Raw genomic sequence first — 26979 nt, forward strand, 5'->3', positions numbered from 1 at the left:
AACGGCTCAGGCTGTGACGGCGTCGCCTGCGGCGGGCCTGAGCCCGCGCTCGGCCAGCGCGGCGAAGATGCGCGCGGTCACCTCGTCGAGCGAGCCGACGCCGTCGATGCGCACGACGACGCCGCGCTCGCGATACACGTCGAGAATCGGCGCGGTCTCGCGCTCGTAGATCGCCAGACGGTTCGCGATGACCTCTTCGGTGTCGTCGGTGCGCCCCTGGTCGCCCGCCCGCTGCCGAAGCCGCGCGATGCTCTCGTCGCGCGGCACCTCGAGCTCGATCACGGCGTCGAGCGCTTCGCCGCGAGCGGTGAGGAACGCGTCGAGGTCGTCGACCTGGCCACGATTGCGCGGGTAGCCGTCGAGCAGGAACCCGCCCGCGGCATCCGGCTGCTCGAGACGATCGCGAACGAGCTCGCTCGTGAGCTCGTCGGGAACGAGGTCACCGGCCTCGATGATCGCCTGCACTCGCTTGCCGAGCTCGGTGGCGCCGGCCACGTTGGCCCGGAAGATGTCCCCGGTGGCGACCTGCGGAACCCCGAAGGCCTCTGCCACGAGCACACCCTGCGTTCCCTTGCCGGAGCCCTGCGGGCCCACGATCAGGAAGCGGGCGGAAGCCGTCATCGGAGGAGCCCCTCGTAGTGCCGCTGCTGGAGCTGGGCGTCGATCTGCTTGACCGTCTCGAGGCCGACACCCACGATGATGAGGATCGATGCGCCGCCGAACGGGAAGTTCTGGTCGGCTCCGACCACCGCGAACGCGATCAGCGGGATCAGCGCGATGAGACCGAGGTAGAACGAGCCCGGGAGCGTGATGCGGGTGAGCACGTAGTCGAGGTACTCGGCGGTCGGCCGCCCGGCGCGGATGCCCGGGATGAAGCCGCCGTACTTCTTCATGTTCTCCGACACCTCGTCGGGGTTGAACGTGATCGCGACGTAGAAGTAGGTGAAGCCGACGATGAGCAGGAAGTACATCAGCATGTACAGCGGGTGGCTGCCCTGCGTCAGGTTGTTCGTGATCCACACGACCCACGCCTGGGGCTCTTCACCGGCGGCCGGGGTGTTGAACTGCGCGATGAGCGCCGGGAGGTAGAGCAGCGAGGAGGCGAAGATGACCGGCACGACGCCCGCCATGTTGACCTTGATCGGGATGTAGGTGTTGTTGCCGCCATAGGTGCGGCGGCCGACCATGCGCTTCGCGTACTGCACGGGGATGCGCCGTTGCGATTGCTCGACGAAGACGACGGCGACGACGACGATGAGTCCGATGAGGAGCACGATCGCGAAGGTGTCCCAGCCGCGGGCGATGCCGATGGCCCAGAGCGAGCCCGGGAACGTGGCGGCGATCGACGTGAAGATGAGCAGCGACATGCCGTTGCCGATGCCGCGCTCGGTGATGAGCTCGCCCATCCACATGATGAGGCCGGTGCCGGCGGTCATGGTGATCACCATGAGCAGGATCGCGTACCAGGCGTCGTTCGTGATGAGCTGCGAGCAGGCGGGGTCGCTCGAGGGGAACAGCGCGCCGGAGCGGGCGACCGTGATGAGCGTGGTCGACTGGAGCACGCCGAGCGCGATCGTGAGGTAGCGCGTGTACTGGGTGAGGCGGCTCTGACCGGCCTGGCCCTCTTTGTACAGCGTCTCGAAGTGGGGGATCACCACGCGGAGCAGCTGCACGATGATCGACGCGGTGATGTAGGGCATGATGCCCAGCGCGAAGATCGACAGCTGCAGCAGCGCACCGCCCGAGAAGAGGTTCACGAGGCCGTAGAGCCCCGCTGCGCCCGCTTGGTTGGCCGCGAGACAGGCCTGTACGTTGCCGAAGTCCACGAACGGCGCGGGAATGAACGAACCCAGGCGGAACAGGGCGACGATGCCCAGCGTGAACCCGAGCTTGCGGCGAAGATCCGGCGTGCGGAAGATCCGCCCGATGGCGTTGAACACTCGTCCTCCTGTTGCTCCGTTGCGGAGTCAGTCCATATGCGGCTCGAGCCAGTCGAGACCCCCGTGAATCATACGCGAGGTCCCGACTGGCTCGAACAATCGGTGCTGTTTTCGGTCTTACTTGACCGAGCCGCCGGCGGCGACGATCTTCTGCTCGGCCGAGCCGGAGACCTTGTCGACTGCGACGTTGAGCTTCACCTGGATGTCGCCGTTGCCGAGAACCTTGACGCGCTCGTTCTTGCGAACGGCGCCCTTCTCGACGAGGTCGGCGATCGTGACGTCGCCGCCCTTCGGGTACAGCTCGGCGAGCTTGTCGAGGTTCACGACCTGGAACTCGACGCGGAACGGGTTCTTGAAGCCGCGCAGCTTCGGCGCACGCATGTGGTACGGAAGCTGGCCACCCTCGAAACCGGGCCGAACGGTGTTGCGGGCCTTCGTGCCCTTGGTGCCGCGACCGGCGGTCTTGCCCTTCGAACCCTCACCGCGTCCGACGCGGGTCTTGTCCTTCTTGGCACCCGGAGCCGGGCGGAGGTGGTGGACCTTCAGCACCTGCTCGCGCTTCTCGGCGACGTCGGCCTTGGCGGCGGCGGTCTTCGCCGTCGCTGCCTTCGCCGTCGCTGCCTTCGCCGTCGCTGCCTTCGCAGGGGCCTTCTTGGCCGGGGCCTTCGCAGCGTCGGCCGAGTCGGCCTTCGCAGCCGCAGCCTTGGCGGGGGCCTTCTTCTCGGCGGCCGCCTTGGGGGCTGCCTTCGCGGCGGCGGGCTTGTCGGCCGTCTTCTTCGCCGGAGCCTTCTTGGGGGCTTCGGCGGCGACGTCCTTCTTCTCGTCAGCCATTAGTCAATCTCCTCAACCTTCACGAGGTGCGCGACGGTGTTCACGTAACCGCGGTTCTGCGAGTTGTCCTCGCGAACCACCGAGTCGCCGATGCGCTTGAGTCCGAGGCTGCGCAGCGTGTCGCGCTGGTACTGCTTCTCGCTCACCTTGGACTTGATCTGGGTCACCTTCAGCTGCTTGGCCATCAGGCACCTGCCTTTGCTGCTGCGGCGGCCTCGGCCGCCTGGGCCTCGGCACGCAGCAGACGGGCCGGAGCGACCTCGTCGTAGGCGAGGCCACGACGGGCGGCGACCGCACGCGGCTCTTCGAGCTGCTGCAGGGCGGCGACCGTGGCGTGCACGATGTTGATGGTGTTCGACGAACCGAGCGACTTGCTCAGCACATCGTGGATGCCGGCGCACTCGAGCACCGCACGCACCGGACCACCGGCGATGACACCGGTACCGGCCGAAGCGGGGCGGAGCAGGACGACGCCCGCTGCAGCCTCACCCTGGACGGGGTGCGGGATGGTCGCTCCGACGCGAGGAACGCGGAAGAAGTTCTTCTTCGCCTCCTCGACGCCCTTCGAGATCGCGGTCGGGACCTCGCGCGCCTTGCCGTAGCCGACGCCGACGAGCCCGTTGCCGTCGCCCACGACGACGAGCGCCGTGAAGCTGAAGCGACGGCCGCCCTTGACGACCTTCGACACGCGGTTGATGGTCACGACGCGCTCGAGGAACTGGCTCTTGTCTGCGTCGCGGCCACCGCGGTCGCGGCCGCCCTGGTTGCGGTCACGACCGCCGCCGCGGCGGTTGTCGCGCTCGTTACGGGCCGGCTCCGAAGCCGCTGCCGTCTCGACGGGTGCCTCTGCGGTCACCTCGGGCTCCTTCGTCGTGCCATTTTCAACAGATGCTGTGCTCACAGGTTGAGCCCTGCCTCTCGCGCTCCATCGGCGATCGCTGCGACGCGACCGGCGTACTTGCTGCCGCCGCGGTCGAAGACGACGGCCTCGATACCGGCCTGCTTGGCGCGCTCGGCGACGAGTTCGCCGACCTTCTTCGCCTTGGCGGTCTTGTCACCGTCGAACGTGCGAAGGTCGGCCTCCATGGTCGAGGCGGACGCCAGGGTCAGACCCTTGGCGTCGTCGACGACCTGCACGAAGACGTGACGGGCCGAACGGGTGACAACGAGACGCGGACGCGCCTCGGTGCCGACGATCTTCTTGCGAAGGCGGGTGTGACGGCGCGCGCGCGCAGCCGACTTGCTCTTCACGGCCATGATTACTTACCAGCCTTTCCGGCCTTGCGACGCACGACCTCGCCGGCGTAGCGGATGCCCTTGCCCTTGTAGGGCTCGGGCTTCTTGATCTTGCGGATGTTCGCGGCGGTCTCGCCGACGGCCTGCTTGTCGATGCCGGCGACCGTGATCTTGTTGTTGCCCTCGACGGTCAGCGTGATGCCGGCCGGTGCGTCGACGACGACGGGGTGCGAGAAACCGAGCGCGAGCTCGAGCGACGAGCCCTTCTGCGCGACGCGGTAACCGGTGCCGACGATCTCGAGGCCCTTCGAGTAGCCCTGGGTGACGCCGATGATCTGGTTGGCGATCAGGGTACGCGTGAGACCGTGCAGCGAGCGCGAGTTGCGCTCGTCGTCGGGGCGGGTGACGAGAACCTGGTTCTCTTCGAGCTTGACCTCGATGGGGGCGGCGACGGTGAGCGCGAGCTCGCCCTTCGGGCCCTTCACCGCGACGGCCTGACCGTCGATCTTGACCTCGACGCCCGCGGGGATGTCGATGGGGAGACGTCCGATTCGTGACATGGAACTACCACACGTAGGCGAGGACTTCTCCGCCTACGCCCTTCTTCTCGGCCTGACGGTCGGTGAGCAGACCGCTGGAGGTGGACAGGATGGCAACGCCGAGGCCGCCGAGCACCTTGGGGAGCTCCGTCGACTTCGCGTACACGCGGAGGCCGGGCTTGGAGACGCGCTTGATGCCGGCGATCGAACGCTCGCGGTTGGGGCCGAACTTGAGCTGCAGCGTGAGCGTCTTGCCCACGCGAGCATCGGTGAGCTCGAAGTCCGCGATGTAGCCCTCTTTCTTCAGGATCTCGGCGATGTTCGCCTTGAGCTTGGAGTTGGGCATCGACACGGAGTCGTGGTGTGCGGAGTTCGCGTTCCGCAGACGGGTCAGCATGTCAGCGACCGGGTCGGTCATCGTCATGAGATTTCTTCCTTACATTCACCAGGTTTCAGCGCCCGTTACACGAGCGATGACCTGTGGTGTCGGTCTTCCGCGGATGCGGGAGACCGGATCGGATGCCGCGGGCGGCCCTTCGACAGGCTCAGGGACCAGCCCCGCGGCATCCGTGGATCAGTTGGCGGACTCGGCCGACTTGAAGGGGAAGCCGAGCTGCTTGAGCAGCGCGCGGCCCTCTTCGTCGTTCTTGGCGGTGGTCACCACGGTGATGTCCATGCCGCGGACGCGGTCGATCTTGTCCTGGTCGATCTCGTGGAACATCGACTGCTCCGTGAGGCCGAAGGTGTAGTTGCCGGTGCCGTCGAACTGCTTGTCGGACAGACCGCGGAAGTCGCGGATGCGGGGCAGCGCGAGCGAGAGCAGGCGGTCGAGGAACTCCCACATGCGGTCGCCGCGAAGCGTGACGTGGGCGCCGATCGGCTGACCCTCGCGCAGCTTGAACTGCGCGATGGACTTGCGAGCCTTCGTGACCTGCGGCTTCTGGCCGGTGATCTTGGTGAGATCGGCGATCGCGCCGTCGATGACCTTGCCATCGCGTGCGGCCTCGCCGACACCCATGTTCACGACGATCTTCACGAGACCCGGAACCTGGTGCACGTTGGTGTAGCCGTGCTCCTCGGTGAGGGCCTTCGAGATCTCGTTGCGGTACTTGGTCTTCAGTCGCGGCTGGATTTTGCCAGCCTGCGTAGCCGTTTCGGTCATTACAGGTCCTTACCTGACTTCTTGGCGTAGCGGACGCGGACGGTCTTGTCGACGCCGTCTTTCGTCACGGTCTCGAGGCGGAACCCGACGCGGGTCGGCTTCTTCGACTCGGGGTCGACGAGCGCGACGTTGGAGACGTGGATCGAGGCCTCGACGGTCTCGATGCCGCCGGTCTTCGAGCCGCGCTGCGTCTGGCCGACGCGAACGTGCTTCGTCACGAAGTTGATGCCCTCGACGACGACGCGGTTCTCGGCCACGAGCACCTCGAGCACCTTGCCCTGCTTGCCGCGGTCTCCGCCGCGAGCCTGGCTGCGGCCCGAGATGACCTGCACGAGGTCGCCCTTCTTGATGTTGGCCATGACTTAGATAACCTCCGGTGCCAGCGAGATGATCTTCATGAACTTCTTGTCGCGAAGCTCGCGACCGACCGGTCCGAAGATACGGGTGCCGCGGGGGTCACCATCGTTCTTCAGGATCACTGCGGCGTTCTCGTCGAACTTGATGTACGAGCCGTCGGGACGACGGGTCTCCTTGACGGTGCGGACGATGACCGCCTTGACGATATCGCCCTTCTTGACGTTGCCGCCGGGGATCGCGTCCTTGACGGTCGCGACGATGGTGTCACCGAGGCCGGCGTACCGGCGCTTCGAGCCACCGAGCACGCGGATCGTGAGCAGCTCCTTGGCGCCGGTGTTGTCGGCGACCTTGACTCGTGATTCCTGCTGAAGCACTTTGAACTCCTTCTTTCAAGTAAGCCGGGGGCCTACTTGGCCTTCTCGACGATCTCGACGAGGCGCCAGCGCTTCGTGGCGGAGAGGGGACGGGTCTCGCTGATCACGACGAGGTCGCCGATGCCGGCGGTGTTCAGCTCGTCGTGCGCCTTGACCTTCGAGGTACGGCGCATGACCTTGCCGTACAGCGGGTGCTTCACGCGGTCTTCGACCTCGACGACGATGGTCTTGTCCATCTTGTCGCTGACGACGTAGCCGCGACGAATCTTGCGGTAGCCGCGGACGAGCTCGGCCGCGGTGTCGACCTCGGCCACAGCGGGCTTCTTGGTCTCAGCCATGATCAGGCCTCCTTCGTCTCTGCGACCTCGGCTGCGCCATCGACTGCAGGTGCTGCAGCGGATGCCTCGGCCTTGGCCTTCTTCGTCTTCTTCTCGGCCTTGACCGGAGCCTCGACCGGCGCGGGCGTTGCCCGGATGCCGAGCTCGCGCTCGCGGATGACCGTGTAGATGCGCGCGATGTCGCGCTTGACCGCCTTGAGGCGGCCGTGGCTTTCGAGCTGACCGGTAGCCGACTGGAAGCGCAGGTTGAACAGCTCTTCCTTGGCCTTCTTCAGCTCATCGACGAGTCGATCGTCTTCAAAGGTGTCGAGCTCGGCGGGGCTGAGCTCCTTGGTGCCGACGGCCATTATGCGTCGCCCTCCTCGCGCTTGATGATGCGTGCCTTGAGGGGCAGCTTGTGGATGGCTCGGGTCATCGCCTCACGAGCGAGCTCTTCCGAGACGCCGGAGACCTCGAAGAGGACTCGACCCGGCTTGACGTTCGCGACCCACCACTCGGGCGAACCCTTACCGGAACCCATGCGGGTCTCGGCCGGCTTCTTCGTGAGCGGACGGTCGGGGTAGATGTTGATCCACACCTTGCCGCCGCGCTTGATGTGACGGGTCATCGCGATACGAGCGGACTCGATCTGACGGTTGGTCACGTACGCGGGGGTCAACGCCTGGATGCCGAACTCACCGAAGGTGACCTTCGTGCCGCCGGTGGCGTGGCCCGAACGGCCGGGGTGGTGCTGCTTGCGGAACTTGACTCGACGGGGAATCAACATGGTTATGCCTCAACTCCTGCTGCCACCGGCTCCTGCGCCTTGGGCGCACGACGGGGACGGTCACTGCGCTCGGGGCGCGACGACTTCTGGTTGGCCTGCTCGCGGGCGAGCTCCTTGTTGGTGATGTCGCCCTTGTAGATCCAGACCTTCACCCCGATGCGGCCGAAGGTGGTCTTCGCCTCGTAGAAGCCGTAGTCGATGTTCGCGCGCAGGGTGTGCAGGGGCACACGGCCTTCGCGGTAGAACTCCGAACGGCTCATCTCGGCGCCGCCGAGGCGGCCGGAGACCTGGATGCGGACGCCCTTGGCGCCGGCGCGCTGAGCACCCTGCAGACCCTTGCGCATCGCGCGGCGGAACGCCACACGAGCGGAGAGCTGCTCGGCGATGCCCTGAGCGACGAGCTGAGCGTCGGCCTCGGGGTTCTTCACCTCGAGGATGTTCAGCTGGATCTGCTTGCCGCTGAGCTTCTCGAGGTCGGCGCGGATGCGCTCGGCCTCGGCGCCGCGGCGGCCGATCACGATGCCGGGACGCGCCGTGTGGATGTCCACGCGGACACGGTCGCGGGTGCGCTCGATCTCGATGCGCGAGACACCGGCACGGTCGAGCGACGTCTGCAGCAGACGACGGATCTTGATGTCCTCTGCCAGGTAGTCGGCGTAGCGCTGACCGGGCTTCGTCGAGTCGGAGAACCACCGCGACACATGGTCGGTGGTGATGCCGAGACGGAAGCCGTACGGGTTGACTTTCTGACCCATTACTTCGTACCCTCCTCGGGCGTGGCGAGCACGACGGTGATGTGGCTCGTTCGCTTGTTGATGCGGAAGGCACGACCCTGAGCACGCGGCTGGAATCGCTTGAGGGTGGTGCCCTCATCGACGAACGCGCGGCTGATGTAGAGGTCTTGCTCGTCCAGGTAGGTGTTCGTGGCATCGGCCTTGACGCGAGCGTTCGCGATGGCCGAGGCGACGAGCTTGTACACCGGCTCGCTCGCACCCTGGGGGGCGAACTTCAGGATGGCGAGTGCCTCCTGTGCCTGGCGGCCGCGAATCATGTTGACGACGCGGCGGGCCTTCATGGGGGTGACGCGGATGTGTCGCACGCGTGCGATCGACTCCACCATTTCTTCTCCTCCTTCACGTCACCGCTTAGCGGCGACGGCCCTTCTTGTCGTCCTTCACGTGTCCACGGAAGGTGCGGGTGGGGGCGAACTCGCCGAGCTTGTGACCCACCATGGTCTCGGTGACGAACACCGGGATGTGCTTGCGACCGTCGTGCACTGCGATGGTGTGACCCAGCATCGCCGGGATGATCATCGAGCGGCGCGACCAGGTCTTGATGACGTTCTTGCTGCCGGCCTCGTTCGCCGCGATCACCTTGCGAAGCAGGTGGTCATCGACGAAGGGGCCCTTCTTCAGACTGCGTGGCATCTTCTACAACTCCTACTTGCGCTTCTTGCCGACGTTACGGCGGCGAACGATGAGCTTGTCGCTGGGAAGATCGCGCTTGCGCGTACGGCCTTCCTTCTGGCCCCAGGGGCTGACGGGGTGACGTCCACCGGACGTCTTGCCCTCGCCACCACCGTGGGGGTGGTCGACCGGGTTCATGGCGACACCGCGCACGGTCGGGCGGACGCCCTTCCAGCGCATGCGGCCGGCCTTGCCCCAGTTGATGTTCGACTGCTCGGCGTTGCCGACCTCGCCGACGGTCGCGCGGCAGCGCGCGTCGACGTTGCGGATCTCGCCCGAGGGCAGACGCAGCTGTGCGTAGGGGCCGTCTTTCGCCACGAGGCGAACCGAGGCGCCGGCCGAGCGTGCCATCTTGGCACCGCCGCCGGGGCGCAGCTCGATGGCGTGCACCACGGTACCGGTGGGGATGTTCTTCAGCGGCAGGTTGTTGCCCGGCTTGATGTCGGCGTTGGGACCCGACTCGACGATGTCGCCCTGGCCGAGCTTGTTCGGGGCCAGGATGTATCGCTTGGTGCCGTCGACGAAGTGCAGCAGCGCGATGCGCGCGGTGCGGTTGGGGTCGTACTCGATGTGAGCGACCTTGGCGTTCACGCCGTCTTTGTCGTTGCGCTTGAAGTCGATCACGCGGTACTGGCGCTTGTGGCCACCACCGATGTGACGGGTCGTGATGCGGCCCTGGTTGTTGCGACCGCCGGTCTTGGACAGCGGGCGGAGCAGCGACTTCTCGGGCGTCGAGCGCGTGATCTCCGCGAAGTCGGCGACCGACGAACCGCGACGACCAGGGGTCGTGGGCTTGTACTTACGAATAGCCATTCTTATTCCTCTGCTCCCTAGCCGACAGCCGTGAAGATGTCGATCGAGCCGGACTTGAGGGTGACGATCGCGCGCTTGGTGTCCTTGCGCTTGCCCATGCCGAACCGGGTACGGCGGGTCTTGCCCTGACGGTTCAGGGTGTTGATCGACGCCACCTGGACGTTGAAGATCTTCTCGATGGCGAGCTTGATCTCGGTCTTGTTCGAACGGGGGTCCACGATGAACGTGTACTTGCCCTCGTCGATCAGGCCGTAGCTCTTCTCCGAGACGACGGGCGCGATGATGATCTCGCGCGGGTCCTTGTTGTTCGCGACGGCGCTCATGCCGAGACCTCTTCCTTCACTGCGCTGTCGGCCTTGGCCGTCTTCGCGGCCACGAAGGCCTCGAGAGCGGCGCTGCTGAAGACGATGTCGTCGGAGACGAGCACGTCGTAGGCGTTCAGCTGGTCGACGCGCAGCACGTGCACGGTCGGGATGTTGCGAACCGCACGCTGCGAGAGCTCTTCACCGTGCGTGAGCACGATGAGGAAGCGCTTCGCCGGAGCGATCGCCGCGAGGAGCGCGACGGCCTCTTTCGTCTTCGGCGTCTCGCTGGCCGTGAAGGCCGTGACCGCGTGGACGCGGCCGCCGCGAGCGCGGTCGGAGAGCGAGCCGAGGAGGGCCGCTGCGATCATCTTCTTGGGGGTGCGCTGCGAGTAGTCGCGAGGCTGCGGGCCGTGGACGACGCCACCGCCGGTCATCTGAGGAGCACGGATGGAACCCTGACGGGCGCGGCCGGTGCCCTTCTGCTTGAACGGCTTGCGACCGGCGCCGGAAACCTCTCCGCGGGTCTTGGTCTTGTGCGTGCCCTGGCGCGCTGCTGCGAGCTGGGCGACGACGACCTGGTGGATGAGCGGGACGTTGGTCTGCACGTCGAAGAGCTCGGCGGGCAGCTCGAACGAGCCGGACTTCTTGCCGGTCGCGTCGAGCACGTCAATGGTGTTGGCGGTAGCCATGGACTACGCCCCCTTCACTGCGTTGCGGACGAAAACGAGACGGCCGCGAGCACCGGGAACCGCGCCCTTGACGAGCAGCAGACCCTTCTCGGCGTCGACGGCGTGCACACGGAGGTTGAGCACGGTCACGCGCTCGCCACCCATGCGACCGGCCATGCGCATGCCCTTGAAGACACGGCTGGGAGTCGAGGAGGCACCGATCGACCCGGGCTTGCGGTGGTTGCGGTGCGAACCGTGCGAAGCGGAGACGCCCTTGAAGTTGTGGCGCTTCATGACACCGGCGAAGCCCTTGCCCTTGCTCGTGCCGACGACGTCGACGAGCTGGCCGGCCTCGAAGGCGCCCTCGACCGAGAGCTCCTGGCCGAGCGAGTACGACGCGGCGTCGGCCGTGCGGATCTCGGTCAGGTGGCGACGGGGGGTCACGCCTGCGGCGGCGAAGTGGCCGGTCGCGGGCTGGTTGACCTTGCGCGGGTCGATGGCGCCCGCGGCGATCTGCACAGCCTCGTAGCCGTCGTTGTCGACGGTGCGGAGCTGGGTGACCACGTTGGGGGCGATCTCGATGACGGTCACGGGCACGAGCTTGTTGTTCTCGTCCCACACCTGGGTCATGCCGAGCTTGGTGCCCAGCAGTCCCTTCACGTTCTTGGTAGCGGAAGACATCTGTTACCTCAGAGCTTGATCTCGATGTTGACGTCGGCCGGCAGGTCGAGACGCATGAGCGAGTCGACGGCCTTGGGCGTCGGGTCCACGATGTCGATGAGACGCTTGTGGGTGCGCATCTCGAAGTGCTCGCGGCTGTCCTTGTACTTGTGGGGCGAGCGGATGACGCACACCACGTTCTTCTCCGTCGGAAGCGGCACGGGGCCGACGACCGTGGCGCCCGCGCGGGTCACCGTGTCGACGATCTTGCGCGCCGAGGTGTCGATGACCTCGTGGTCATACGACTTCAGTCGAATGCGGATCTTCTGTCCCGCCATTGCTGACTCTCTCTCTGTCAAGGCGTCTTACCCCTTCCGAGGGCATCGGACGCCTGGGTGTAATAGTCACACCGTGCTACTCCGTGTGAAGCACCACTGTTCTTCTGTCAAAGGCCGGTGATCGAGCCTGTCGAAACCACCCGCCCGGATACCCGGGGCGGTGCTCTCGACACGCTCGACCTTCGAGCCCGCCGACGCGCACGCGGACATGGTCGACCCATGGCGTTGTGTGTGTCGGTTGTCTGTTCTCCTGCCTGCGGCCTAGCCTGACCCCTGTGCGGCCCCTGTGCGAACAAGGTGAGCCGGGTGACTATGCACTGCCTGACAGTGATTCGATCGGCGCGCACGAGTGCACGCGTTCGAAATGTTGAACTCAACGAGTTTGCCACACTGAGTGCCTTCTTGCAACCCGGGCGTGTCGCGCTCGCTGCGGTTCACAGGGACGTCGCAGCTGAGACGACGCATGCGCCGCGACATCCATGATGGAATCGAAGCCACGACCGGATCCGGAGGCGAACATGACCGAGCACGCGCACCAGGTGAGCGAGCGGATCGGACCGGGCAGCGTCTCGGTCACCCGAACCGGAAATCGCACGTTCGAGGGCATGAACGAGCGCGGTTCGACGGTCTCGATCGGGCCGGTCGAGGCCGAGGGGCACTTCACCCCCGGCGAACTGCTGAAACTCGCCCTCGCGGGCTGCGCCGGCATGAGTGCCGATCGCGTGGCCGCACGCCGGCTCGGCGACGACTTCGCGATGACGGTGTGGGCGCACGGCACCTCCGACTCCGAGAACCGCTACTCGCACATCGACGAAGAGCTGCTGCTCGACCTCTCGGCGCTCGACGAGGGCGAACGGGCCAAGCTCATCGAGCTCATGGTCAAGTCGATCGATCGGGCCTGCACCGTCGCTCGCAGCGTGCACGGCAGCATCGACCTCGAGACGACGATCGACGGCACACCCGTCTGAGACGGCTCGACGGGCCGGCCGCGTCAGTCGTCGCCGCCGCGCGGGCACGCGAAAGGGGCCGGACCCGAAGGTCCGACCCCTGTCGGCGATCAGTAGGAGAACCTACTTGACGATCTTGGTGACCGTACCGGCACCCACGGTGCGTCCACCCTCACGGATGGCGAAGCCGAGGCCCTCTTCCATGGCGATGGGCTGGATCAGCTCAACGGTCATGTCGGTGGTGTCGCCGGGCATGACCATCTCGGTGCCCTCGGGCAGCGTGATGACGCCGGTGACGTCGGTGGTGCGGAAGTAGAACTGCGGACGGTAGTTCGCGTAGAACGGGTTGTGACGCCCGCCTTCCTCCTTGGAGAGGATGTACGCGGTGCCCTCGAAGTTCGTGTGCGGGGTGACCGAGCCGGGTGCGACGACGACCTGGCCGCGCTCGACGTCTTCGCGCTTGGTGCCGCGAAGGAGCAGACCGCAGTTCTCGCCGGCCCACGCCTCGTCGAGCTGCTTGTGGAACATCTCGATGCCGGTGACCGTGGTCTTCTGCGTCGGGCGGATGCCGACGATCTCGACCTCGGAGTTGATCTTCAGCGTGCCGCGCTCGGCGCGGCCCGTGACGACGGTGCCACGACCGGTGATCGTGAAGACGTCCTCGACGGGCATGAGGAACGGCTTGTCCTTGTCGCGCACGGGGTCGGGGATCGACTCGTCGACGGCGTCCATGAGGTCGAGGACCGACTGGACCCACTTCTCGTCGCCCTCGAGCGCCTTGAGGCCCGAGACCTGCACGACGGGAGCGTTGTCGCCGTCGAAGCCCTGGCTCGAGAGGAGCTCGCGGACCTCGAGCTCGACGAGCTCGAGGATCTCTTCGTCGTCCACCATGTCGGACTTGTTGAGCGCGACGAGCAGGTACGGCACGCCGACCTGCTTGGCGAGCAGCACGTGCTCACGCGTCTGAGCCATCGGACCATCGGTTGCCGCGACCACGAGGATCGCGCCGTCCATCTGAGCGGCACCGGTGATCATGTTCTTGATGTAGTCGGCGTGACCCGGGGCGTCGACGTGCGCGTAGTGGCGCTTCGGCGTCTCGTACTCGACGTGCGAGATGTTGATCGTGATGCCGCGCTGGCGCTCTTCGGGAGCGGAGTCGATCGACGCGAAGTCGCGCTGCACGTTGGTGGCCGACGGGTACTTGTCGGCGAGCACCTTCGAGATCGCTGCGGTGAGCGTGGTCTTGCCGTGGTCGACGTGACCGATCGTTCCGATGTTGACGTGCGGCTTGGTCCGCTCGAACTTGGCCTTAGCCACTGTGGGTCCTCCTCAGGACTCGTGTAGAACCGCCGGGCGCTGGATTGCGACCGGAGGCCTACGGGGGTTGTGTTGATATGTTACGCGAACCGGCAGGTTCGTGCGTATCGGACTATTCGCCCTTGTTCTTCTGGACGATCTCGTCGGCCACAGCCTTCGGGACCTCCGCGTAGCTCTCGAACTCCATCGAGTACACCGCACGACCAGAGGTCTTCGACCGAAGGTCGCCGATGTAACCGAACATCTCCGAGAGCGGGACGTGCGCACGCACGACCTTCACGCCTGCGGCATCCTCCATCGACTGGATCTGACCACGACGCGAGTTCAGGTCGCCGATGACGTCGCCCATGTACTCCTCAGGAGTACGGACCTCGACGGACATCAGCGGTTCGAGCAGAACGGGGTTCGCCTTGCGAGCGGCTTCTTTGAAGCCCATCGAGCCGGCGATCTTGAACGCCATCTCCGAGGAGTCGACGTCGTGGGCGGCACCGTCGAGCAGGCTCGCCTTCACGCCGACCATCGGGTAGCCCGCGAGGATGCCGTACTGCATGGCGTCCTGGAACCCGGCGTCGACCGAGGGGATGTACTCGCGCGGAACGCGGCCACCCGTGACCTTGTTCTCGAACTCGTAGATCTTGTCGCCCTCGATCTCGAGCGGCTCGATCGCGAACTGGATCTTCGCGAACTGGCCGGACCCACCGGTCTGCTTCTTGTGGGTGTAGTCGTGCTTCTCGACCGCGCGCTTGATCGTCTCGCGGTACGCGACCTGGGGCTTGCCCACGTTGGCCTCGACGTTGAACTCGCGCTTCATGCGGTCGACCAGGATGTCGAGGTGCAGCTCGCCCATTCCCTTGATGACCGTCTGACCGGTCTCCTGGTTCTGCTCGGTGCGGAAGGTGGGGTCCTCTTCCGCGAGCTTCTGGATCGCGGTGCCGAGCTTCTCCTGGTCGGCCTTGGTCTTCGGCTCGATGGCGACCTCGATGACGGGCTCGGGGAAGGTCATCGACTCGAGCACGACCTGGTTGTTCGGGTCGCTGAGGGTGTCACCGGTGGTGGTGTCCTTCAGGCCGATGACGGCGTAGATGTTGCCGGCGGTGACGGAGTCGACCGGGTTCTCTTTATTGGCGTGCATCTGGAAGATCTTGCCGATGCGCTCTTTCTTGCCCTTGGTCGAGTTGATGACCTGGGCACCGCTGTCGAGGCGGCCGGAGTAGACGCGCACGTAGGTGAGGCGACCGAAGAACGGGTGCACGGCGACCTTGAACGCGAGCGCGGCGAAGGGCTCGTTGGCGTCGGCGTGACGCAGCACGACCTTGTCGAGGTCACGAGCATCGTGCGCCTCGATGGCCGGCACGTCGAGCGGCGACGGCAGGTAGTCGATGACCGCGTCGAGCATCGGCTGCACACCGCGGTTCTTGAAGGCGGAGCCGCAGAGCACGGGGTAGATCTCGCTGTTGATCGTGAGCTTGCGGATCGCAGCCTTGATCTCGGCGACGGTGAGCTCTTCGCCGCCGAAGTACTTCTCCATCAGCGCGTCGTCGGTCTCGGCGACGACCTCGAGCAGCGCGGTGCGGTACTCGGCGGCCTTCTCGACGAGGTCGGCGGGGATCTCTTCGATGGCGTACTTGGCGCCCATCTCGACATCGCCCTTGGCGTCTCCGCGCCAGGTGAGTGCGCGCATCTCGACGAGGTCGACGACACCCTCGAAGCTCGACTCCTCACCGATCGGCAGCTGGAGGACCAGCGGCTTGGCGCCGAGGCGGCTGACGATGGTGCTCACGGTGTAGTAGAAGTCCGCGCCGAGCTTGTCCATCTTGTTGACGAAGCAGATTCGGGGCACGACGTACTTGTCGGCCTGGCGCCAGACGGTCTCGGACTGGGGCTCGACACCCTCTTTGCCGTCGAAGACGGCGACGGCGCCGTCGAGCACGCGAAGCGAACGCTCGACCTCGACCGTGAAGTCGACGTGGCCGGGGGTGTCGATGATGTTGACCTGGTTCTTGTTCCAGAAGCAGGTGACGGCAGCGGAGGTGATCGTGATGCCACGCTCCTTCTCCTGCTCCATCCAGTCGGTCGTCGCGCCACCGTCGTGCGTCTCGCCGATCTTGTGGTTGACGCCCGTGTAGAACAGGATGCGCTCGGTCGTGGTGGTCTTGCCGGCATCGATGTGCGCCATGATGCCGATGTTGCGGACCTTGCTCAGGTCGGTGAGCACGTCTTGTGCCACGGGGATTCCTCCGGGGAAGTCAGGAGTGGAAAAGGTGGGGTGAGCGGATGCCGCGACGCGTCGCCTCGCGGCATCCGCTCATCGACTACCAGCGGTAGTGGGCGAAGGCGCGGTTCGACTCGGCCATCTTGTGGGTGTCTTCGCGGCGCTTGACCGCGGCACCCAGGCCGTTCGATGCGTCGAGGATCTCGTTGGTGAGACGCTCGGTCATCGTCTTCTCGCGACGGGCCTTGGCGTAGCTGGTGAGCCAGCGGAGGGCCAGGGTGTTGGCGCGGTGGGGCTTGACCTCGACGGGGACCTGGTAGGTCGAGCCGCCGACGCGACGCGAACGCACCTCGAGGGTCGGACGCACGTTGTCGAGCGCCTTCTTCAGGGTGGCGACGGCGTCCTGGCCGTTCTTCTCGGCGACGTTCGAGAGCGCTTCGTAGACGATGCGCTGCGCGAGGTCCTTCTTGCCGTCGACGAGGATCTTGTTGACGAGCTGGCTGACGACGGGCGACCCGTAGACGGGGTCGGCGACGACGGGGCGCTTCGGAGCGGGTCCCTTACGAGGCATTACTTCTTCTCCATCTTCGCGCCGTACTTGCTGCGGCCCTGCTTGCGGTTCTTCACGGCCTGCGTGTCGAGCGCGCCGCGGACGATCTTGTAGCGCACACCGGGGAGGTCCTTCACACGACCACCGCGGATGAGCACCATCGAGTGCTCCTGCAGGTTGTGGCCCTCACCGGGGATGTAGGCGGTGACCTCGGTGCCGTTGGAGAGCTTCACACGAGCGACCTTGCGGAGCGCGGAGTTCGGCTTCTTCGGGGTGGTGGTGTACACACGCGTGCACACGCCGCGCTGCTGGGGGTTCGCCTTCAGGGCGGGAGCCTTGGTCTTGGTGACCTTCGGCGAGCGGCCCTTGCGGACCAACTGCTGAATGGTTGGCACTGCTTCTCCTTGTTGGTGCTGCACGGTGACAGCGTTTGATGGAATTCACATCACGACCCACCGGCACCGCAGAGCTGCAGCGCCTTGGTTGGTGGGTATGCCGTGGGGGCGAATCGCCCGATGCGTGCGTCTGGCTCGGCTCGGCTCGCGCCGACTTCTCGGCATGATTCGAGCGCGCGACAACGCGCACACCCGATCAATGGTAATGCGCCGTAACGCTGCGGTCAAATGACGCTCGGCTTGCGATCGGCGAAAGGTGGATGCCGCGTGGCCGCCGCCGCCCGGTCAGCCGCCCCAGCCCGGCGCGTCGAGTTCGCGGTCGAGGTCGGCGAGCAGGTCTTCGATCTGCGGTTCGACGAGACGCTCGACGGCATTTCCGATGCGGTAGCGATGCTGGGCGAGTTCGACGCAGATGCGCCGGCCGAGCTGCTTTGCGAAGTCGTCGGCGAGGCGCACCTCTTCGCGGAGCGCCTCTTTCTCTTCCGGCGTGAACGGGCGCGGCGCGGGCTCGGCCGCTTCGGCCGCGGCATCCGCTTCGAGGCCCGACAGCGTGAACAGGAACGGCTGGTCGGGGACGGGCTCGGGGTCGACGTCGAGGCCCAGGAACTCGGGGTCGAGGCCCTCCCCCGCGCGATAGGGCCGCCGCGCCTTGCGCGCTTCGGCGAGCCGGATCTCGCGGTGCAGCATCGGCAGGTTGCGCGAGGTGTAGTCGTCGACGGCGAGGTCGATGACGCCCTTCATGCGCATCGAGAAGGCGTGCTGCACGGGGTGCGGCACATCGACGTCGAGGCCGGCCGCCACGAGGATCGGCGAGCCGAAGCACCGCGTGCAGAGGCGCACGCGGGCACGATGGGTTCCCGGTCGCCACCGGGGCAGCCATGCCAGCCACCGGTCGACCTCGTGGCTCACGCGCGCCTCGATCGAACCCTGCATCACGTTCACGATACTGCTGCGGCGCACGAGCCGTCGCCGAACGGCCGGCGGATGGCGCGGCGCCCCCTCCTCACTCGTCCTCGTCGCGCTCCCACGGCCAGCGCGGCCGCGCCATGCCGGCGTCGCGGCCGCGCGCCACGAGTACGGCGAACGAGGCGGTGACCGCGGCGAGCGCAGGGATGAGCAGGCCGAACCCGCCGATGCCGAAGCCGAGTCCGAACAGCAGTGCGGCGAGCAGTGTCGTGCTCACGCTCGCGAGGGCGTAGCCGACGACTGCGACGACGACGAAGGCGAGCCACGTCCAGACCGCCGAGAGGATGATGCTCGGCCAGATGCGGTCGGGGCGCCGCAGGGTCACTGCGAGGGTCAGCAGCAGGGCGACGACGGATGCCCCGATCGCAGCCGGCGCCACGAAGAGGCCGGCATCGGGGTCGACGACGACCTCGACCCCCGCGAACAGACTCACGAACCCGAAGGCGCAGACGACCAGTGCGAGATCAAGCGCCGCGGCGAAGGCGGCCACGATCCATGCCGTGCGACGCGGGTCCATGACCCCGAGCCTACGCCGGGCGGTGGCGGCCGGGTGCCTCCCGGCTCACCAGCCTTCGCAGTCTTTGCACGCGAGACTGACCGGATAGAGGCCGACCTCGGGGTTCTTCAGGAGCGCCCAGGCCTCTGCACCCTTGTCTTCGGCGATGAGCGCGACCGCGCGGCGCAGCATCGGTTCGGCTTCGCGGTGCCACGAGAGATACCCCGCGTCGTCGATGCCGTTGACCCCGTTCGCCAGGATGCCCTGGACGACGCCGAGCCGCTCGGTCACCTCGGGGAAGTACTCGGGCCGCGCCTGCGCTCGGAGGCCGGACTGCACGAGCTCGCGGATCGGTTCCTTCAGTTCCGCGCAGCGCACGGCGAGGGCTGGTTCCGTCATGGTCGCCCTCTCCTACTCGAAGCTCGACAGCGGCGTGCGCTGACCCTCGCGGAACAGGTCGAGCCCGACCGGCAGGTCGATCGCCGAGGCCACGTAGAGCACGCTCGCGTCGTGGTCGACGAAGATCGTGCCTCCACCGCGCACGGCGCGCACGACGGCGACACCGAGGTCATCGGGCAGCGGCACCACGTTGAGCTGGGCCGTGTCGGTCTGGCCCGCGTCGCGTGCGAGCTGCTCGAAGAGCGCACGGGCGACCGCGGCGAGTTCGAGCTGCTGCGACGACAGCGCCTCGGTCGCGACGACCTCGGGCCGCCATTCCGGGGCACCTGATTCGACCATCTCGTTCCACTCCTTCGAAGCTACTGCCCGCTCACCGTACCGTCGCCGATGCGCACAACGAATGCAGCACCACAGGGCAACCTAAGTCCGCTGTCCACCCTAACGCCATGGGCAGTTCTCCCCATGGGCGGAGCCCGCCCCTCGACCCTCGAACGGCTATCGTTGAGCGCATGTTCGACGATCTCAGACGAGCGCTGTCCGAGCGCGGGTTCACCACTCGAGAGGTCGCGCTCCCCGGCGATGACCGTGAGCCGCTGCAGGGCGGCCTCGTGCTCCGACCGACGCCGACCGGATTCGAACTGGTCACGATCGACTACGGTGTCGCCGCCCCGCTCGGCCGGTGGGCGGACGCCGCGCACGCGGCGACCGGACTCCTCGAGTACGTCGGCCGTGAACTGCCCGCACCCGAACGCCCGAACCAGGCGGCGTTCGACTTCCTCGGCGAGGCCGCGGCCGGGCACTACGACGAGCTCCGCGGTCGACTGACCGACGGCACGTCGCTGCTGATCCAGCTGCCGCCGCGACTCGCGCTCGACCGCATCGGCGCCTTCGACGGCATCATGCTCTTCCCGGCCGGCACCTCGGTCGAGCAGCGCGCGCTGCCGCCGACGGCGCTCACCGACGGGGCATCCGTTCATCGTTTCGTGACCTCGGGCGACGTGCTCGTGCGCGCCCAGATCGTGCCGCCGTGGTTCGGCCAGCCGGGCGGCGGCCTGCGATTCACGATCGCCGACGACTTCGTCGGCATCCGCGACCTCGTCGTGACCGACCGACTGCGGCGCATCGAGCTCCAGCCGGTCACTGCGTAGCGGCTCGAGTCGGTCGATCGTGATCGACTCAGCCCACCCGGAACAACGGCGATCCGGCGACGTCGAGCAGCGACGCGATGAGGTCGTGCTCGGAAGCCGCTGCATACCGCGAGAGCTTCACGGCCTGCTGCGACCCACGAGAACCCGCCGGGAACGATGCCGAACGGGCTTCTCCCTGCTCCGTCCAGTGCAACTCGGAACGGCCGTCGACGCCCTCATCGAGCACGAACCCCGGCCGTAGCGCCCTCTCGGCGATCGGCAGCACGACCCGTCTCAGCCCCTGGCGCGCACGAACGTTGATGCCGATGTGCTGGATCAGGACCCGGCGCACGACCCCCAGGTCGGCACTCGAGACGACGACCCCGGCCGGGCCGCTCCGCTCCCGTCGCTGCAACTCGTAGCGGCCGTCGCGCGCGTGGAGCTCGTACCGCACCTCCATGTCGCCCATGCACAACAGTGCGTCACCCGCCGGGAACGGCACCACACGACCGAGCTTCGCGAACGCGAACAGCTCCGAGTCGTCGTCGGATACTTCAGGATCGACCATGCTCCACCTCCACAGCTCCGCGCTCGACAAGTCCGCTGGGCGCCGGCAGCGGCGAACGCACGTCGCAGCGCTACTCCGAGTCGGCGCGATTCCGCTGCGAGCCGGCCGCTTCCAGATGACGCTGCAACCAGTCGGGGCGGTGCGCCTCGTCGCGCGGGAACTTCTCGAGGTCGGTCGCGAACGCGATCGGGTCGACCCCGGGCGCGGTGAACGCCGGCTCACCGTCGTAGTCGAACCGCGTCGTCACCGCCAGGTCGTTCGTCACGACGAGTTCCATCGTGTACCACGTGCCCTTCCCGGGCTGGTACATGGCCGATCGCAACTGTCGTGCGAGTGACTTCGCCTCGGAACCCGAGAAGACCTTCACCGACTCCTCGCCGCGCTCGCGGTAGAGGAAGTACTCGGTGGTCGGAGCGAGAATCAGCGCGCGGAAGCGAAGCCGATCCCACGGCCCGGTCACACCGGCGACCAGATCGCGTGCGATCGCATCGGTGAGCTGCGACTGCACGAGGAACGGAGGAACGTCGCTCGGATCGCTGTCGCTCGACACCGCATCAGACATTCAAGAACTCCTTTTCGAAGGGAACGCCGTTCTCCGTCCAGCGCACCTCGACGACGTCGGGGACGACACTGCCATCGGGATAGTGCGGGAGGATATCCACCACGATCTTAGTCGTGGGGTCGGCCTTCAACAGGGCGCGCCAACGGTTCTCGAGGTTGTAGAACGTGTCTCCGGAGCCGCGGTTGATCTCGGCGAGCATCGCAACCAGATTCGTGTACTCGCCGCCGCCGCCGTAGTCGTTGCCGAAGAGGTGGCCTCCGTCGTAGCCGCTGCCGCCCTCGTCGCCCACTCGCGACTGCACCGATTCCGAGCGATCCGCGTCGCCGGTCGTGAGATGGTCCGTGTGCGCCAGGACCGTGCGACCGTCATCATCGGTTCGGAAGACGTGGTCCTGGTTCACACCGGCGTGAGTCGTCGAGGCCGCCGGGTGCACGACGTAGGTCGTGTTCGGTTGAGGCCGCATCAGGTCGGCGTTCAGTTTGCGGATTCCGCCGTAGGTGGTCTCGACGTAGGTCACCCTTCCATCGCCGTCGGTGTAGAAGTCGCCTCTGCCCTCGACCCGGTACAGCGTGTTCGCCTCGAGGTTCGTTCGAGCGGCGAACGGGCGGCGCGGAGTGGGGCCCTCGTCACGAGGGACGACGATCTCGTTGGTCACCGCAGGACGAGGGAAGCCGTTCGGAGCCGGAGGGTTCGCGGCCGCCGAGGGAGGAGTCGCCGTCGGCTGCGAGCCGGTGGCTGGTGCAGGTGTCGCGGGCTGCGCGGCGCCGCGCGGCGCCGGCGCGTTGCGATCGGGCGCGGCATCGGGCGTGTACATGCCAGCGGCGCCATCGACATCGGTGCGGCGCACGATCCCGTTGTCGAGCAACTCGTCGACCGTCATCGGCTTGCCCTGCGCGTCGAGGATGCGCACCTGCATGCCGCCACCGTCACGACCGAACGCCGGCGCGATCGCAGAGACCTCGATCCGAACGCCCGCGGGCAGTCGGCCCGTCATCTCGTAGACGGAGTACGGGTCGCTCAGATTGCTCGGCGGCAGCGACCGCATCTCGAACGGGGTGTTCGGGAATGAAAGGAACGAACCCCACGGACCGCCCATGCGGTCCAGCTCGTCGCCGTAGTCCGCGATGAACGAGTCGGCATCGTGGTACTCGACGAAGGAGCCCAGGTCGCCGCCGTCGTTGCCCGGGTACACCGCCCACCCGTTCGCGTCGGTGTAGCGTGCCTCCCACTCCGCCCGCGAGAGTGCGTTCCCGTTGGCGTCGTACCCGTATTCGGCACCGGGATCGGTGATCAGGTGCGCGATCTCCGGCGAGATGTTCGTCGCGCCCGGGTGCGCGAACGCGTCATCGAGGCGACTGCTCTGCCCCGGCGCGCGCACGTCGCCGTAGTTCGGATCGATCGGGTTGTGCGTCACCCGGTCGGGAACCCGCTGCCAACCAGGGCCGCGATCGGCACCCGACAGCACCGGATCGCCCATCTCGGGGTTCCATGCGTCGGCCGTGTCGCCGCGTGCCGGTGCCTCGACCCGGCCGGCCTTCGGCGATTCGCCGCCGTCGACAGCGGGAGTCGCCGCGTCGGGAGTCGCGCCCGGCGCAGCGGAATCGGGCGCAGGCGTCACGGCCGCGACGTTGTCGGGGTGGATCGAGGCGTCCCAGTTCGTGGCGTTCGGCTCGTGCGGCGGGAACGGCGTCATCGTGCCGTTCTGCGCATCCAGCGTCCACACCGTCGTGCCGTCGAAGTACGCGTTGAACCAGTGCCCGGCACCGCTCGACCGGTCGACCCCGACCACGCAGTGCGACCCCTCGCCCTGCGCGACGAGCGAGTCGATGACCTGCTGCGGCGTCATCGCGGTCTGCGGGATGCCGGTGCGCGCCTCCATCTCGGGAGTCGTGAGCGTGCCCGTCGGCGCCTCGGTCACGGGCCTGCCGTTCAGCGCGTCGTTCAGGTTCGACGAGGTGTTGCCGCAATTGTTGTTGAACTCGCTCTTCGGGTTCAACGGCTCGAAGTTCGGGTTGATCGCCTTCAGCGCGTCGAGAATCTGCTGCAGTGTCAACTTCGTCGGCGGGTTCGACGGCGAAGCGGATGCCGCGTCGGCATCGCTGCCCGAATCTCCGGGCGTCGCGGGGTCGGCCTGCGGCGTGCCAGCCGAGCCGTCGGTCGCGCCGGCGTTGCCGTCGGCCGGAGCGGCGGGGTGCGCGTTCGCATCACCGTGGCCACTCGTCGCACCGTTCGCCCCGGCCGGCTTTCCGCTGAAGTTCACCGCGGTCGTCGGGAGCTTCGGCCGCTGCATCGCGAGCACGCCGGCAGCGGCACCTCCGCCGACCACGCTCGCCGCGACAGCCTCTGCATCGAGCGAGCCGTCGGTCGTCGCATCGGCCTCGGGCGCTGCTTCGCCGTCTGCGGGGGCCGTTTCGGCGTCGGCGGGAGCGGTTCCCGCATCAGCGGGGGCGGTTGCTGCAACGGCGCCTGCACCGGCATCCGCTTCGCTCGTGGCACTCTGCGTGTTCGGCTGCGCGTCGGCGTCGACCGCGGCGATGAATCCGTCGACCGTGCCGTCCAGCGTCGAGAGCGACGCGTCGACGTCGGCCACGGTCGCCGGGCTCGTGGCGGACCCGGCGGCACCGCCTGTCGCGGTCGTCGGCGCATCACTCGACGACGCATCCGTGATCGACGAACCGTCCGCGCTCGACGAACCGTCCGCGATCGAAGCATCCGTCGTCGAGGACTCGGGCGTCGAAGCATCCGTCGTCGAGGACTCGGGCGTCGAAGCATCCGTCGTCGAGGACTCGGGCGATGAACCGTCCGTCGAAGACGAAGACGGCGAGTCGGTCGCAGAGGAGTCGGCAGCCGTAGCATCCGTCGTCGAACCATCCGTCGAAGAAGCGGGCGACGAGGCATCCGTCGCGGTGCCGTCGCTCGACGGCGCATCCGAACCCGGTGCGTCGACCGACGATGAATCGGGGGTCGAGGGCAGGTCGACGTTCGATCCGTCGCCATTGCCTGTGCCGGCATCACCGGAACCCGGAGTGGGTGCATCGCTGCCCAGGTCGACGCTCGAGCCGCTGTCGCCGCCACCGGTGCCGGCGTCGCCGGCACCAGGGGTCGGTGCGTCACTGCTGACGTCGACCGATGACCCGCCGCCGCTCGTGTTCGAGCCGCCGCCGCCGGATCCCGGAGTCGGCGCGCCGTCGCTCGGCACGCTCGTGCCACCCGAGCCGCCGGGCGAGACCGCAGCCGGCGCACCACCGCCGCCAGGGGTTGGAACCGATGGTGTTCCAGGTGAACCGCCATTGGACAGGCCCGACGGAGTGTTGCTCTGGCCGGTGCCTCCGCCACCCGGAAGGAAGTGCATGCCGCCGCCCATGAGCGCGCCGAGCAGAATGCCGCCCTCCATGCTGCCCTCTTCACCGAAGAGCGCGGCGCCGGCCGCCGTGCTGACCGCGCCGTCGACGCCACCACCGATGACATTGCCGACGAACGACGGCGATGCATCGAAGTTCCCGAAGTTCGGCCCTCGCCGGGCCGCGCTCACGAATCCGCCCGCCATCGTACCGGCGGCGCCGCCGATGGCCGACGACCCTGCCGCAGTCCACGGGTTCTGCGCCTGGTAGCCCTCATCGAACTTCGAGCCGGAGTTCGTACGGATCACGTTGACGATCGACGTCGAGGCGAAGCTCGCCGCACCGGCCGACACCGCATCGTTCACCGCGTCGGCGAGCAGGCCCTTCATGCGGTTGCCGATGCGCGCGGCCGTCGAACCGATCGCCCGCATGATGCGGGCCAGGTCCTTGCACTTGTCGACGATCTTCAGCACCCATTTGCCGACCGTGACCAGGATCTTCGCGGTCATCGCGATGGCACCGGCGCCGAACGAGATGGCGCCGAGCACTGCGCCGAGCGCGATCTCGGCGACGATCTCGATCGCCATCTGCGCGAGGAACCAGCGGATCTCGTGCCAGGCCTGCTCGACGTTCTCCTGCATCTGCGCGACGTAGTCGCGCATGCCGTCGGCCGACTCGGCGACCTCGTCGATCCACGAGGCGAGCTTGTCGCGAGACGTCTGGATGCAGGTCTGCTGCGGGAGCCGGAACCCCGAAACGGAGCCGAGATCGCCGCGCACGGAGCTGGCGATCGGAACGAGACCCGAGTGCAGGCTGGTCCACGCCGACGATGCCGAGCTCAGCTTGCCGGAATCGGCGCACGGCAGTGCCACCCCGTACTCGCGGAGCTTGTCGAGCACGAAGTCCGCGAACTCGCCGAGGCCTTCCTGCGGACCCTCGCCGTAGGACGTCGGGACGGACCCGGTCGGAGTACCGAACTTCGGCTTCAGCTCGGCGATGCCGCTCGACCCCGGGTCTTTGCCGGCACCGGCGAGCTGCACTCCGTCGTACGTGCGACCGGTGTTGTTGACGGCGGCCTCGAGCATCTCGACGAACGAAGCCGCAGAGCGCACGTTCTTGATCACGAGGTCGGAGTACTCGTCGTACCCCTGCCCGGCCGTACCCTCGCCGTGGGCGAAGACCCGCGCCGACTCGTCATCGCCGGCCATGTAGACCGTGCCGCTCAGCGCACTCTCGGCGCTGTCGGCGGCGGCCCGCAGACGCGTCGCGAGGCCCCCGAGCGATCCGGCATCGAGCGCGAGCTGGGAGGGGTTCAGTTGCACTGTCGTCATCGTGGTCTGCCTCAGCTGCCGGGGATACTCGACTGGATCGAGTTCCACATCGTGTCAAGTTGGGTGATCGCGGTGTCGTACGCGGTCTGCACGGCCTTCGCCTGCGTCTCGAGCTGCGTCGCCGAGGTGTGCATCGCCGTGGCCGAGGCCGCCCAGGCCTCGAAGTTGCCGATGAAGGCACCCATCGCCGGGCCCTGCCACTCGTTCGGCAGCATGTAGGCGAACACGCTCGCGCCCTGTCGGAGCGCGTCGCAGTAGTTCGTGAGTTCACCCATCGCCGCGACGAGCTGCGCGAGCTCCGCGACATCCGCTTGCTGTTCAGGCACCTTCTGCTCCGCTCTGCGCGTCGGTGCCCGCATCGAACGCCACGGCCGTCTGGGGGGTCACGAGCGGTTCGCCGTCGGCTCCGAGGCGGAACACGCCTTCGCCGATCTGATCGTCGTCTCCGTCGCCGTCGCTGTCGCCAGGGCCGCCGCCGGTCGCCTGACCGCCGCCGCGACGGCCGACCATGCCGCCGCCGAACTGCTCGACCTCGTCGTCGCCGGCGTAGTCGCGGCCGAAGAACTCGGCCATGTCCTCGGCCTTCTCTTCGCCGGAGGCGATGCGGGTGCTCAAGGGAGACGAGGCCTTCTTGACCGCGGCGACCGTCGGGGCGGCCCCGTTGAACGAGCTCTTCACGCCGCCCTCGGTGCGGGTGTAGGAGCCGTCGGCCGAGATGAGCTTCATCTGCAACGTCGCGAGCGCCTGTCGCACGAGCGCCGCCTGGGTCTCGAAGTTCGCCCACTCCTCGGCGAACTTGTCGGCGTCCAAACCGCGCCATGTCGTCTGGGCCATGGATGTCACCGTCGACGACACGCCGGCCAGATTCGCGTCGAACGTCGCGATCACGGTGCCGATGCGCCCGGCGACATCGCTGAGCGAATCAGCGCGTACCTTGAAATAGACCATGCCAGTTCCCTACAGACTCGATTGCGG

General features: G+C 67.2%; 37 protein-coding genes. 2 read left to right on the forward strand and 35 right to left on the reverse strand.

Translation table 11 applies throughout. From position 1 onward, the window contains the following. Positions 1-6: 6 nt before the first annotated feature. From ACWGST_RS08860 to rpsJ, 22 genes are all read right to left on the reverse strand, one after another. Positions 7-621, reverse strand: coding sequence for an adenylate kinase (locus ACWGST_RS08860; RefSeq protein ID WP_452046296.1), 615 nt, complete (start codon positions 619-621; stop codon positions 7-9). After that, positions 618-1940 (reverse strand): preprotein translocase subunit SecY, encoded by a 1323-nt coding sequence (gene secY, locus ACWGST_RS08865; protein WP_452046297.1) that lies wholly within the window; start codon positions 1938-1940, stop codon positions 618-620. The genes ACWGST_RS08860 and secY overlap by 4 nt, the downstream gene beginning before the upstream one ends. A 117-nt stretch (positions 1941-2057) precedes the next feature. Next, positions 2058-2771 carry a 50S ribosomal protein L15 gene (rplO, locus tag ACWGST_RS08870; RefSeq protein ID WP_452046298.1) on the reverse strand — a complete coding sequence of 238 codons (714 nt, stop codon included), beginning with the start codon at positions 2769-2771 and terminating at the stop codon, positions 2058-2060. Next, positions 2771-2956, reverse strand: a complete 186-nt coding sequence (gene rpmD, locus ACWGST_RS08875) for a 50S ribosomal protein L30 (RefSeq protein WP_375835177.1) — start codon at positions 2954-2956, stop codon at positions 2771-2773. Before rpmD ends, rplO begins: the two co-directional genes overlap by 1 nt. Then, positions 2956-3672 (reverse strand): 30S ribosomal protein S5, encoded by a 717-nt coding sequence (rpsE, locus tag ACWGST_RS08880; protein WP_452046299.1) that lies wholly within the window; start codon positions 3670-3672, stop codon positions 2956-2958. The genes rpmD and rpsE overlap by 1 nt, the downstream gene beginning before the upstream one ends. Then, positions 3669-4028, reverse strand: coding sequence for a 50S ribosomal protein L18 (rplR, locus tag ACWGST_RS08885; RefSeq protein ID WP_452046300.1), 360 nt, complete (start codon positions 4026-4028; stop codon positions 3669-3671). Before rplR ends, rpsE begins: the two co-directional genes overlap by 4 nt. A gap of 2 nt (positions 4029-4030) precedes the next feature. Next, positions 4031-4567, reverse strand: coding sequence for a 50S ribosomal protein L6 (rplF, locus tag ACWGST_RS08890; RefSeq protein WP_452046301.1), 537 nt, complete (start codon positions 4565-4567; stop codon positions 4031-4033). A 4-nt stretch (positions 4568-4571) separates the two neighbouring features. Next, entirely contained in the window at positions 4572-4970 is a 399-nt protein-coding gene (gene rpsH / locus ACWGST_RS08895; protein ID WP_056010852.1) for a 30S ribosomal protein S8, read from the reverse strand. A gap of 150 nt (positions 4971-5120) precedes the next feature. Next, a complete protein-coding gene (gene rplE / locus ACWGST_RS08900) occupies positions 5121-5708 on the reverse strand; it encodes a 50S ribosomal protein L5 (RefSeq protein ID WP_452046302.1) in 588 nt (195 codons plus the stop codon). Then, entirely contained in the window at positions 5708-6067 is a 360-nt protein-coding gene (rplX, locus tag ACWGST_RS08905) for a 50S ribosomal protein L24 (RefSeq protein WP_452046303.1), read from the reverse strand. Before rplX ends, rplE begins: the two co-directional genes overlap by 1 nt. Before the next feature lie 3 nt (positions 6068-6070). Beyond that, on the reverse strand, positions 6071-6439 hold the full coding sequence (rplN, locus tag ACWGST_RS08910) for a 50S ribosomal protein L14 (RefSeq protein ID WP_452046304.1): 369 nt from the start codon (positions 6437-6439) through the stop codon (positions 6071-6073). Between the two features lie 32 nt (positions 6440-6471). Continuing rightward, a complete protein-coding gene (gene rpsQ / locus ACWGST_RS08915; RefSeq protein ID WP_452046305.1) occupies positions 6472-6777 on the reverse strand; it encodes a 30S ribosomal protein S17 in 306 nt (101 codons plus the stop codon). 2 nt (positions 6778-6779) lie between these two features. Beyond that, complete coding sequence (gene rpmC / locus ACWGST_RS08920) at positions 6780-7124, reverse strand: 50S ribosomal protein L29 (RefSeq protein WP_452046306.1); 345 nt, start codon at positions 7122-7124, stop codon at positions 6780-6782. Then, the gene (gene rplP / locus ACWGST_RS08925; protein ID WP_108596002.1) at positions 7124-7543 is read right to left on the reverse strand and encodes a 50S ribosomal protein L16; all 420 of its coding nucleotides are present in this window, start codon (positions 7541-7543) and stop codon (positions 7124-7126) included. The genes rpmC and rplP overlap by 1 nt, the downstream gene beginning before the upstream one ends. Before the next feature lie 2 nt (positions 7544-7545). Continuing rightward, positions 7546-8298 (reverse strand): 30S ribosomal protein S3, encoded by a 753-nt coding sequence (gene rpsC / locus ACWGST_RS08930; protein WP_056010873.1) that lies wholly within the window; start codon positions 8296-8298, stop codon positions 7546-7548. Next, positions 8298-8663: a 50S ribosomal protein L22 gene (rplV, locus tag ACWGST_RS08935; protein ID WP_074260108.1), complete on the reverse strand. Its 366-nt coding sequence runs from the start codon at positions 8661-8663 to the stop codon at positions 8298-8300. The genes rpsC and rplV overlap by 1 nt, the downstream gene beginning before the upstream one ends. Before the next feature lie 25 nt (positions 8664-8688). Further along, positions 8689-8970: a 30S ribosomal protein S19 gene (rpsS, locus tag ACWGST_RS08940; RefSeq protein WP_452046307.1), complete on the reverse strand. Its 282-nt coding sequence runs from the start codon at positions 8968-8970 to the stop codon at positions 8689-8691. A gap of 12 nt (positions 8971-8982) precedes the next feature. Then, positions 8983-9822: a 50S ribosomal protein L2 gene (rplB, locus tag ACWGST_RS08945; protein WP_056652984.1), complete on the reverse strand. Its 840-nt coding sequence runs from the start codon at positions 9820-9822 to the stop codon at positions 8983-8985. 17 nt (positions 9823-9839) lie between these two features. After that, a complete protein-coding gene (gene rplW / locus ACWGST_RS08950; protein WP_452046308.1) occupies positions 9840-10145 on the reverse strand; it encodes a 50S ribosomal protein L23 in 306 nt (101 codons plus the stop codon). Next, on the reverse strand, positions 10142-10816 hold the full coding sequence (gene rplD, locus ACWGST_RS08955; RefSeq protein ID WP_452046309.1) for a 50S ribosomal protein L4: 675 nt from the start codon (positions 10814-10816) through the stop codon (positions 10142-10144). Before rplD ends, rplW begins: the two co-directional genes overlap by 4 nt. Positions 10817-10819: 3 nt before the next feature. Then, positions 10820-11476 carry a 50S ribosomal protein L3 gene (rplC, locus tag ACWGST_RS08960; RefSeq protein ID WP_452046310.1) on the reverse strand — a complete coding sequence of 219 codons (657 nt, stop codon included), beginning with the start codon at positions 11474-11476 and terminating at the stop codon, positions 10820-10822. A gap of 8 nt (positions 11477-11484) precedes the next feature. Then, positions 11485-11793, reverse strand: a complete 309-nt coding sequence (gene rpsJ / locus ACWGST_RS08965) for a 30S ribosomal protein S10 (protein ID WP_017201594.1) — start codon at positions 11791-11793, stop codon at positions 11485-11487. Between the two features lie 518 nt (positions 11794-12311). Here rpsJ and ACWGST_RS08970 point away from each other — a divergent pair. Further along, positions 12312-12761, forward strand: a complete 450-nt coding sequence (locus tag ACWGST_RS08970; RefSeq protein WP_452046311.1) for an OsmC family protein — start codon at positions 12312-12314, stop codon at positions 12759-12761. Between the two features lie 102 nt (positions 12762-12863). Here ACWGST_RS08970 and tuf read toward each other — a convergent pair whose 3' ends face one another. The 8 genes from tuf to ACWGST_RS09010 all read right to left on the reverse strand — a co-directional run bounded on the left by tuf (position 12864) and on the right by ACWGST_RS09010 (position 19414). Then, on the reverse strand, positions 12864-14057 hold the full coding sequence (gene tuf / locus ACWGST_RS08975) for an elongation factor Tu (RefSeq protein ID WP_452046312.1): 1194 nt from the start codon (positions 14055-14057) through the stop codon (positions 12864-12866). A gap of 112 nt (positions 14058-14169) precedes the next feature. Beyond that, positions 14170-16284 (reverse strand): elongation factor G, encoded by a 2115-nt coding sequence (gene fusA / locus ACWGST_RS08980; protein WP_452046313.1) that lies wholly within the window; start codon positions 16282-16284, stop codon positions 14170-14172. 85 nt (positions 16285-16369) lie between these two features. Beyond that, complete coding sequence (rpsG, locus tag ACWGST_RS08985; protein WP_056010907.1) at positions 16370-16840, reverse strand: 30S ribosomal protein S7; 471 nt, start codon at positions 16838-16840, stop codon at positions 16370-16372. Beyond that, positions 16840-17214, reverse strand: coding sequence for a 30S ribosomal protein S12 (rpsL, locus tag ACWGST_RS08990; protein WP_022893888.1), 375 nt, complete (start codon positions 17212-17214; stop codon positions 16840-16842). Before rpsL ends, rpsG begins: the two co-directional genes overlap by 1 nt. A gap of 285 nt (positions 17215-17499) precedes the next feature. Then, on the reverse strand, positions 17500-18174 hold the full coding sequence (locus tag ACWGST_RS08995) for a spermidine/putrescine ABC transporter substrate-binding protein (RefSeq protein WP_452046314.1): 675 nt from the start codon (positions 18172-18174) through the stop codon (positions 17500-17502). A 43-nt stretch (positions 18175-18217) separates the two neighbouring features. Further along, positions 18218-18697: a DUF6121 family protein gene (locus tag ACWGST_RS09000; RefSeq protein ID WP_452046315.1), complete on the reverse strand. Its 480-nt coding sequence runs from the start codon at positions 18695-18697 to the stop codon at positions 18218-18220. 45 nt (positions 18698-18742) lie between these two features. Continuing rightward, a complete protein-coding gene (locus ACWGST_RS09005; RefSeq protein ID WP_452046316.1) occupies positions 18743-19075 on the reverse strand; it encodes a hypothetical protein in 333 nt (110 codons plus the stop codon). Between the two features lie 12 nt (positions 19076-19087). After that, complete coding sequence (locus ACWGST_RS09010; protein ID WP_452046317.1) at positions 19088-19414, reverse strand: hypothetical protein; 327 nt, start codon at positions 19412-19414, stop codon at positions 19088-19090. Between the two features lie 170 nt (positions 19415-19584). Here ACWGST_RS09010 and ACWGST_RS09015 point away from each other — a divergent pair, with 170 nt between their 5' ends. Further along, positions 19585-20223 (forward strand): TNT domain-containing protein, encoded by a 639-nt coding sequence (locus tag ACWGST_RS09015; protein ID WP_452046318.1) that lies wholly within the window; start codon positions 19585-19587, stop codon positions 20221-20223. 28 nt (positions 20224-20251) lie between these two features. Here ACWGST_RS09015 and ACWGST_RS09020 read toward each other — a convergent pair whose 3' ends face one another. The 5 genes from ACWGST_RS09020 to ACWGST_RS09040 all read right to left on the reverse strand — a co-directional run bounded on the left by ACWGST_RS09020 (position 20252) and on the right by ACWGST_RS09040 (position 26952). Then, the gene (locus ACWGST_RS09020; protein ID WP_452046319.1) at positions 20252-20770 is read right to left on the reverse strand and encodes an Imm61 family immunity protein; all 519 of its coding nucleotides are present in this window, start codon (positions 20768-20770) and stop codon (positions 20252-20254) included. 70 nt (positions 20771-20840) lie between these two features. Next, positions 20841-21332 carry a hypothetical protein gene (locus ACWGST_RS09025; protein ID WP_452046320.1) on the reverse strand — a complete coding sequence of 164 codons (492 nt, stop codon included), beginning with the start codon at positions 21330-21332 and terminating at the stop codon, positions 20841-20843. Then, positions 21325-26004 (reverse strand): glycohydrolase toxin TNT-related protein, encoded by a 4680-nt coding sequence (locus ACWGST_RS09030; RefSeq protein WP_452046321.1) that lies wholly within the window; start codon positions 26002-26004, stop codon positions 21325-21327. The genes ACWGST_RS09025 and ACWGST_RS09030 overlap by 8 nt, the downstream gene beginning before the upstream one ends. An 11-nt stretch (positions 26005-26015) precedes the next feature. Beyond that, on the reverse strand, positions 26016-26330 hold the full coding sequence (locus ACWGST_RS09035; protein WP_452046322.1) for a hypothetical protein: 315 nt from the start codon (positions 26328-26330) through the stop codon (positions 26016-26018). Continuing rightward, the gene (locus tag ACWGST_RS09040) at positions 26323-26952 is read right to left on the reverse strand and encodes a WXG100 family type VII secretion target (protein WP_452046323.1); all 630 of its coding nucleotides are present in this window, start codon (positions 26950-26952) and stop codon (positions 26323-26325) included. The genes ACWGST_RS09035 and ACWGST_RS09040 overlap by 8 nt, the downstream gene beginning before the upstream one ends. Between the last annotated feature and the right edge of the window lie 27 nt (positions 26953-26979).

This window comes from Agromyces sp. NPDC055520, assembly GCF_053619715.1.